At 72.8% G+C, this 8,240-nt stretch carries 6 protein-coding genes, 1 tRNA gene, 1 rRNA gene and 1 pseudogene; 3 read left to right on the top strand and 6 right to left on the bottom strand.

Features of this window, described 5'->3' with window-relative positions; genetic code table 11:
- Positions 1 to 73 precede the first annotated feature (73 nt).
- A 5S ribosomal RNA gene (gene rrf, locus QR78_RS22565) occupies positions 74 to 189 on the top strand.
- 49 nt (positions 190 to 238) lie between these two features.
- Positions 239 to 315: transfer RNA gene (locus QR78_RS22560), tRNA-Met, on the top strand.
- Between the two features lie 218 nt (positions 316 to 533).
- Here the strand turns inward: QR78_RS22560 and QR78_RS22555 are convergent.
- Both QR78_RS22555 and QR78_RS22550 read right to left on the bottom strand, forming a co-directional pair.
- Positions 534 to 908: pseudogene (locus QR78_RS22555) on the bottom strand (NAD(P)-binding domain-containing protein); the annotation flags it as partial.
- Between the two features lie 242 nt (positions 909 to 1,150).
- Positions 1,151 to 1,879: a hypothetical protein gene (locus QR78_RS22550; protein ID WP_089504212.1), complete on the bottom strand. Its 729-nt coding sequence runs from the start codon at positions 1,877 to 1,879 to the stop codon at positions 1,151 to 1,153.
- Between the two features lie 237 nt (positions 1,880 to 2,116).
- Between QR78_RS22550 and QR78_RS22545 the strand changes: the two genes are divergently transcribed.
- On the top strand, positions 2,117 to 2,356 hold the full coding sequence (locus QR78_RS22545) for a DUF6894 family protein (protein WP_048429823.1): 240 nt from the start codon (positions 2,117 to 2,119) through the stop codon (positions 2,354 to 2,356).
- An 88-nt stretch (positions 2,357 to 2,444) separates the two neighbouring features.
- Here the strand turns inward: QR78_RS22545 and QR78_RS22540 are convergent, their stop codons facing one another.
- The 4 genes from QR78_RS22540 to QR78_RS22525 form a co-directional block, all read right to left on the bottom strand.
- On the bottom strand, positions 2,445 to 3,287 hold the full coding sequence (locus QR78_RS22540; protein WP_053221047.1) for a transporter substrate-binding domain-containing protein: 843 nt from the start codon (positions 3,285 to 3,287) through the stop codon (positions 2,445 to 2,447).
- A gap of 95 nt (positions 3,288 to 3,382) precedes the next feature.
- Entirely contained in the window at positions 3,383 to 4,228 is an 846-nt protein-coding gene (locus tag QR78_RS22535) for a TIGR02285 family protein (RefSeq protein WP_053221046.1), read from the bottom strand.
- 122 nt (positions 4,229 to 4,350) lie between these two features.
- Positions 4,351 to 6,303, bottom strand: coding sequence for a glycoside hydrolase family 15 protein (locus tag QR78_RS22530; RefSeq protein WP_082171915.1), 1,953 nt, complete (start codon positions 6,301 to 6,303; stop codon positions 4,351 to 4,353).
- Between the two features lie 202 nt (positions 6,304 to 6,505).
- Positions 6,506 to 8,240, bottom strand: a 1,735-nt coding sequence (locus tag QR78_RS22525) for a heparinase II/III domain-containing protein (protein WP_048429822.1), incomplete at its 5' end; no start/stop codon positions are given.

The following is an 8,240-nucleotide window of genomic DNA, read 5'->3' as shown; positions in this document are numbered from 1 at the left end:
ATGAAGACGCGCGGAGCAGCCACAGGCTGCAGCCTGCGAAAGACATGCTTGCCGAACGAACGTGCTTGGCCGGTCTGGTGGTCAGAGCGGGGTGATCAGAACCCGATCCCATCTCGAACTCGGCCGTTAACCGCCCCAGCGCCTATGGTACTGTGTCTCAAGACACGGGAGAGTCGGTCACCGCCAGACCTGCCAAGCACGTTACAATCCCTCACTCACGATGCAGATCGCGCCTTGGCGCGGGGTGGAGCAGCCCGGTAGCTCGTCAGGCTCATAACCTGAAGGTCACAGGTTCAAATCCTGTCCCCGCAACCAAACACCACACGAAAAACCCCGCTCGGCGTCGCGCCGGCGGGGTTTTTCGTTGTTGGGTACCCGTTCCCCCCATGAACGAGCCCGATCGCCCGCATTCGCGCCCTGGTCCGCATACGGGCCCGTGATGCGATCCCCGCTCATCGCTGTCCGGGACAGCTGTTCGACGCGCCGTCCGCATCCAGATCGATATGCCGATGCGGCGAGAATCCCGGCCGCCGACTCTCGTTGTTGAAGATCGGCGGATGGCACGGATGGGTGACGAAGTAGGTCGGGTCCGGCCGTTCGGGCAGGTGGCCGGCGAAGGGCGCGGCCGCATCGAGAATCACCACCATCGTGCCGGGCTTCAGCTTCGGCGCGATGGCGTGGGAGACGCGGCCGATCAGGGTGTCGGGCACGGCGAGCACCACCACGTCGGCTCCGTCGAGGGCGATGTCCGCCTCGACGCAATCGAGGCCGAGCTCGGTCTTGAGCCGCTGGCGCCCGGCCTCGCCGACCTCGACGGGGGCGATTCGGAACTCGGACTTCACCAGGTTGCGGGCCAGCCGCCCGCCCATCTTCCCCCCGGCCCCGAACAGGGCGATCGTCTCGCTCATGGCGCGTGTCCTCCCGCGCCGCAGGGCCTCTTGGAATTGCCTGGTGTACTGCCGGCCTCGCGGCGATCCCTGGAGAGTGACGGCCGAGCGCAGGCGCGGCAACGGGTTTCATCCCCTGGGCGCTACGGAAGGTGTGCGGCCGGCCGTGAGCCGGGTCGGCCGCGGTCGGGCGCCCAAATCCGAGAGCCAGCCCGACGCCCGTACCGGTTCGTATCCTATCGAAGGCAGGACTTTTCCCGGCGTCATACCGGAGCGTGGGCCTGCCCATGCCGCGCCGCCTTCGCAGCCTCGAGGCGGATCGCCGCGTCGTCCAGACCGAGCGCCGGCGCCTGCCGGCCGATGCGTGCGGCTTCGTCGAGGATCGCCACCGCCTCGGCCCAGGCGCCGGGCCAGAACAGCGCGGCCGCCTCCGCCGCATCGGCGGCCGTGCGCGCGTCGATCTCCGTGGCGGACCGGGCGGCACGGGCGGCGGCGGCCGCCGTCGCGCCGCGTGCCCATGCGCCCTCGCGGCCCGCCGCCTCGGCCAGCGAGCCCGCCGCCCAGGCGGCGTGGCGGGCGACCGTCACGGCCCGTCCCAGGTCGTCGGCGGACCGGCAGGCGGCGGCGTGGGGCCTCAGCCCCGCCCGCTCCAGCACCGGCGGCAGCAGGCGGCGCACGCCCTCCAGAACCAGATGGGCGGTGCGCGCGTCCTCGATTGCCGCGTCGTCCGCCGACCCGGCGAGTCGCAGCACGAAGACCATGAGCCGCGGCCGCTCGTCATCCGGCATCGCGTCGTTGAGACCGAGCGCGTAGGCCGCGAGCGGGACCGAGAAGCAGGGCGGGCAATCCGCCGAGGAACGGATCGCCCGGTAGGGCAGCCCCGCGGCCACGAGCGCCGCCTCGTTGATGCAGGTGCCGCCATCCGGCCCCGGAAAGGGGTGCGAGCCCGGCAGGAGCCGCCAGTTCAGGATGGGGTCGAACAGAGCGGACAACAGCGCCTCCCGCCGGATCATCGCGCGCGATGCGGTGACTTTGCGATGACGACGAATCTGGCAGGATTTCGCGGCGGCGGCGAGCGGTCGCCGGCCACGATTCGAGCGAAGCCCCGTCCCCCGGGCTTCGCGGCATAGTCCTGCGACACCGCGTCATGCCCCTTGGCGACTGGCGTTATTGGAACATATAGTGAACATTAACGGTCACAGATGAGCGGGCAACGAGAGAGGCACGGCATGACGCGCTACCGCTTCCACTGCACCAACGGCTCGGAATGCATCCTGGACTCCGAGGGCAGCCTCGTTCACGGCCCGGCTGCCCTGGGTCGCCGCGCCCGTCAGGTCGCCGCGGCGGCGTTGGCCAGCCTCGGTCCGGGCGATGACGGGGCCGGATGGCGGGTGAGCGTGCACGACCTCGCCGGCCGCCAGGTCTGGGTCGAGCCCTTCGCCGTGCAGGAGACGGCGCTGGCGGCGTGACGGCGTGCCATGCTCGGGGACGTGGAGGCGGCGACGCCGCCGCGCCTGCGCCGACCGAATCGGCGGAAGGGCTCGTCCGGAGACGGGATCAGTCGCTGGCCAGGAAGTCGTCGTAGACGGCGCGGATGCGCGGCAGGTCCACTTCCGCCGTCCAGGCCTCGACGATGCCCCGGTAGGCCGGGCTCGCCCGCTCCTCGGCCAGCACCGCGTCGATGCGTGCCACCACCTCGCGTCCCCAGGGCGTGCCGGCGCACATCACCCGGGGAAAGACCGGTTGCCGGTTCTCCTCCGCGAAGGGCAGGCCCACGAAGGCATCCGGCGCCCCGAGAGCCCGGGCGTGGTAGGCCGCGATGCTGGAGAACTCGACGAGGTAGTCGAGCCGGCCGTTCAGCAGCATCCTGAACGCCTCGCCGAACTCGGAATAGGTCTGCCCCGGCGGATATTGGCGAAACAGCGCGTCGGCCGCCGGGGCGATGGCACGGTCGCGCAGCACGCTGGTGCGCAAGGAGCGGTGCTCCGTCAGCAGGTTTTTCAGCGAGAGCGGCCCGAGGGCCTCGAAGCGGGCGCGGTCCTCGGCGCGGACGACGATGCGCAGGGGATAGAACATCGCCACCGGCCGCGAGAACGCCGCGAAGCTCTCGCGCTCGGGCGTCTTCACCCCGCCGACGAAGCACCATTCCTCGCCGCTCTTGAGCGAGGCCAGGACGCGCGGGAACGGCACGATCAGGGTGAAGTGGCTGTAATCGGTCAGCCGGCTGGTCAGGAGACGGCGGATCCTGTCGGAGATGCCGTTGTCGCGGTTCTCGCCGTCGACGATCGTGTAGGGCGCCGCGCCGAACACCGACCAGGTGATCTGCTTGCCCTCGGCCCGCACCGGCCCGGTCAGGGCGAGCGCCACCACCAGACCGGCGAAGCCGCACCGTTTCACCATGATGGATTCCGTGATGGGGTTGATGAGTGCCGGCGGATGCGGGGGCGGAGCCGGCGTGGCGTTGTAGACAATCCGGCCGGTGCCGCAAGGTCGGCTCACTCGCTCGCCAGGAAGGCGTCGTAGACGGCGCGGATGCGCGGCAGGTCCTCCTCCGCCGTCCAGGCCTCGACGATCCGCCGGTAGTCCGGGCTCGGCCGCTCGGTCGCCAGCACGGCGTCGATGCGGGCCACCACCTCCCGGCCCCAGGGCGTGGCCGGACACATCACCCGGGAGAAGACCGGCTCCGGGCTCTCGGCGAAGGGCAGGCCCACGAAGGCCCCCGGCTCGGCGATCTGGCGGGCATTGTAGGCCGCGATGCTGGAGAAATCGACGAGGTAGTCGAGCCGGTCGCTCTGCAGCATGCGGTAGGCCTCGACGAAATGGGCGTAGGTCTGGCCCGGCGGGAATTGCCGGAAAAGTCCGTCCACCGTCGGGGCGATGGCGCGGTCGCGCAGCACGCTGGTGCGCAAGGAGCGGTGCGCCGTCAGCAGATTTTTCAGGGAGAGCGGCCCGAGGGCCTCGAAGCGGGCGCGGTCCTCGGCGCGGACGACGATGCGCAGGGGATAGAACATCGCCACCGGCCGCGAGAACGCCGCGAAGGCTTCGCGCTCGGGCGTCTTCACCCCGCCGACGAAGCACCATTCCTCGCCCTGCTTGAGCGAGGCGACGATGCGCGGGAACGGGACCGTCACGCTCGTGACGGCGTAGTCGGTCAGGCGCGCGGCCAGGAGCCGACGGATCTGGTCGAACACGCCGCGACCGCGGTTCTCGCCCTCGATGATCGTGAAGGGCGGCGCGTCGTAGACCGACCAGGTGAGCGGCTTGTCCTCCGCCCGCGCCGATGCCGGCAGGGCGAGGCCGAGGACGACGAGCAGGCCGGCGAGACCGCGCCGCTTTCCCATGACGAGTCCCGATGTCGTTCGTCGACGAATGATCAAGACATGCCGGGCTGACCTTCAAGATCGGGTTAATCGCGGCGCCATTCGTCGGAGGAACGACTTGGCGCGCGATTTCGTGATCAAGGTCAGGTGTCAGATTCTGGACCCTGTGCCCGTCGCCGCGCGCCCTCCGCGATGTCGACCGCCGCGTCGACCGTGGGCGGTGGCGTCGTCCGGGCGGGCTGGTCCGGCCCCTCCCCTTCCCCCTCCGGCGGCACGATCCACGGCACCCGGCGCCAGCGGGTCTCGCGCAGGGTGCGGTCGGCGTAGGTGCCGGCCACCGCCGCGCGGCCGCCCTGGGCGGCGAGGTCGAGGACGAGGGCGCTGTGGATGAAGGCGAGGTGGCTGAAGGCCTGCGGGAAGTTGCCGAGGAAGGTGCGGTCCTCCGCCACCTCCTCGGCGTAGAGGCCGAGGTCGTTCTGGAGCGCCCGCAGGGCGTCGAAGCGGGTCTGCGCCTCCTCGGTCCGGCCGAGCCAGGCCAGCGCGTCGACGAGCCAGAAGGCGCAGATCAGGAAGGTGCCCTCGTGGCCCGGCAGCCCGTCGTCGTTGCGGTAGCGGTAGACCAGCGGGCCGTGGCCGAGGCGGTCGATCACCACCTCGACCGTGCGGGAAAAGACCGCCTCGTCGACCGGGAAGCCGACCATCGGGGCGATCAGGAGCGCGGCGTCGGGATCGTCGGCGCCGATATATTGCGGGTAGTAGCCGTCGCGGGGATGCACCCCCTCGCCGTTGACCCGCGCGACGATCGCGTCCCGCGCCTCGCGCCAGTGCGGCCGTTCGCCGAAGAGCCGGATGGCGCGGTCGACCGCGACCCAGTTCATGATCGCGGCGTGCAGGTAGTGCTCCTCGGGCTTCCTCGGCTCCCACAGGCCGGCATCCGTCTCGTGCCAGTGGGCAGCGGCGAAGTCGGCGAGCCGGATCGCCTGGCGCTCCATCGCCTCGGGAATCGTGCCGCCGAGGCTGCGGTAGAGGTGGAGGAGGTCGAGCACCTGGCCGTAGGCGTCGCTCTGGTGCTGCTCGGCCGCCTCGTTGCCGTAGCGGACCGGGGCGCTGCCGCGCCAGCCCTCGAAATGGGAGGCCTCGTGCTCGGCGAGGTCGGTCTCCCCGGCGATGGCGTAGAGCGGCTTCAGGCCGCCCTCGTCGCGCTCGGCAAGCGTGCCGACGAAGCGGAAGAACGCTTCGGCCTCCGCCACCATGCCGAACTTCTTGAGCACGTAGAAGGACAGGCAGGCGTCGCGGATCCAGCAGAACCGGTAGTCCCAGTTGCGGATGCCGCCGATCTCCTCGGGCAGCGATGTGGTGGCCGCCGCCACGATGGCGCCGGAGGGCGCGTAGGTCAGGGCCTTGAGGGTGAGCGCGCTGCGCAGGAGCTGGTCGCTGAGCGGCCCGTCATAGGCGGCACCCGCCGACCAGCCGGCCCAGGCCCGGCGCGCCGTCTCCATCAGGGCGCGGGGGCGCAGCGTCTCGACGTCGCCCGCGCCGCCGGGATAGAGCGCGAAGGCCTGCTCGTCCCCGTGCTCGATCGTGAACAGGGCCACCGCGTCGGACCCCTCGATCGCGAGCGGCAGGTCGGTGATCAGGTCCGGCAGGCCCTCCGCCCCGGCGCCGTTCCAGACCGGTGCCAGCGTCGGAAAGCGCTCGGCGAAGCCGGCGAGCGGCCGGTAGACCATCCGCATCGGCACGCGGCCGGAGACGCCGGAGACGAGGCGCACGAGGCAGGGCAGCGTCCGCCCCGTCTCGGGGGCCAGCATCAGGTCGTGGACGGTCGCCGCCCCCGTGGCGCAGGTGAAGGTGGTCTCCAGGATGTTGGTGCCGGGCAGGTAGAGCCGGGCGCTCTCGAACGGGATGTCGGGGGAGAGCGCGAAGAAGCCGCCGCGCTTGCGATCGAGGAGGCGCGAGAAGACCGGGGCCGCATCGAAGCGCTCGAGGCATGCCCAGTCGATCGAGCCGTCGCGGGCGACGAGGGCGCAACCGTGGCAGTTGCTGACGAGCCCGTAGGCCTCGATGGGCTGGTAGGGCCGCGCGTCCGGGTCGTGCATCGGGAATTGGCTCGGGCGAGAGGGGGGCCGGACCGCCTGCGCGGGCCAGGGGCCGGGGTGCCGCTCCCCTCCCCCCGCGCCCGGCATGACCCAGCGTCGCCGGGACGACTGGCATACCCCGCCGGGTGTTCCCGCATGGACAAGGAAATATTTCCGCGGATGAAGCGGCGCCCGCAACCGTGCGTGGCCCGGGCCCGGGGCCTCAGGCCTGCATCAGGAACCGCGTCAGCTCGTCCCGCGCCAGGATGCGGGCGAGCGAATCCTCGGCCGGGCCGTCGACCGCCATCAGCAGGCCGCCGCAGGCCGTGCCGCGGCTCGTCACCGCGTAGGCCAGGGTGCAGGCGGGGGCGAGGGTCCCGGGCTGGCCGACGACGAAGCCTTGCATCGTGCCGGGCCGGTCGCCGCGGGCGATCACCGCCTCGAGCCCCGCCACCCGGCCCGCGATGGCGAACGGCACCAGGCCGAGACGCCGGCCGGCCTGGCGGGCCTGCACCCGGCGCGGTCCCTCGACGGCGACGAGCGTCTCGGGTGCGAGATGCGCGAAGGCCCGGATCGTCAGGCCGCCGCCGTCGAGGGCGGTGACGCGGTCGATCACCGCGAGGCCCGACAGGTCGTGCGGCAGGACGAAGACCCGCAGGTGGCGGTAGCCCGGCCCGTGGACGGTGGTCTCGATCGCGTGGGCGGTCGCCCCCGGCAGGGCGAGGCTGCCGCGGTGGAGGCCGTACCCGGCCACCGGCTCGCGCCCCTCGACCGCGACGACGTTGTGGGCGCGGGCCGAGAGCAGGTAGTGGCGCGAGGCTCCCGCCTCGACCTGCTCGGAGCCGCCGGCCTCGACGATCCAGCGGGTCGATCCGGCGGCGTAGACGTAGGAGCCGCAATCGGCGTGGCCCTGGGGCGAGGTCTCGGCGAAGGTGCAGGCGAAGTGCGACCAGCCCCGGCCGGCGGCCTCGTGGCGGGCCGAGAGCGTGTCGGGCAGGAGCATCGTCGAGGCGGTGGCGGGTCCGGCGGCGGCCGGGCGCTGCGCCACCAGCCCGCCGGTGCCGCGCAGCCGGGCGATCCAGGAGGCCTCGTCGGCTCCCGAAAACACCTCGCCGAAGGGCGGCAGCCGGCCAGCGGGGTCGAGGAGCCCGGCGAGGTCCGCCAGCGCCGCCTCGGTGCGGGCGGCGACGAGCGGGCCGGGTGCGGCCGGCCCGAGGGCGTCCCGCAGGGCGTGGCCGAGGGTGACGAGGTCGAGGCGGCGGTGGAGCGAGGATTCGGGGAAGCGCCCGTCCTCGGGCAAAAGGGCCGGCACCCCGTCGCGCAGGCTCTCGCGGGCGAGCGCCTCCCAGTGGCCGGCGAGCGGCAGGCGCGGCAGCGCCCGGGCGACCGCCAGCAGGGCGGCCGCCGCCTGGAACTGGTGCAGGCTGCGCCCGAAGGTGTTCTGCCCGACCATTTCGGCGAGCGCGAAGCCGTGGCGCACCGCCTCGCCGGTGAGGACCGGCGCCGCCGCCCCGGCCCCCGGCAGGGCGAGGAGACCGATCCACACCTCGGCCCGGGCCAGCAGCGCGCCCGGATGCAGGCTCAGGGGGTCCGCCGGCTGGCCCCAGGGATTGGCCCGCGACCAGGCCTGGGCGAGGCCGAGCGCCCGGCCCGGGGCCACTTCGGCGAGGGCGAGGAGCCAGGTCAGCGCCTGATAGGCGAGGCGCCAGGGCACGGCGCGGACGGGGGCGGCCCGGAACGGGTCCTCGTCGAAGTCCGGCCGGTCGGGCAACGCCCAGTCCGGGCAGCCGGCGAGCCGCAGGACGAGGCCGCCATCCGGCCGCAGGGCGACCGGGCGCTCGCCCTCCCCGCGCAGCTGCCGGGCGCGGGCGAGCGGCAGCACCGCGGCGCCGGCCTCGCCCGGGCCCGGGATCCAGGCCGCCTCGGCCCCGGGATCGCGGCCGAGGCGGCCTGGATCC

Origin of the sequence: Methylobacterium indicum (genome assembly GCF_001043895.1) — a bacterium.
GTDB classification, from domain to species: domain Bacteria; phylum Pseudomonadota; class Alphaproteobacteria; order Rhizobiales; family Beijerinckiaceae; genus Methylobacterium; species Methylobacterium indicum.
This window is presented reverse-complemented; position numbering and strand designations above follow the sequence as displayed.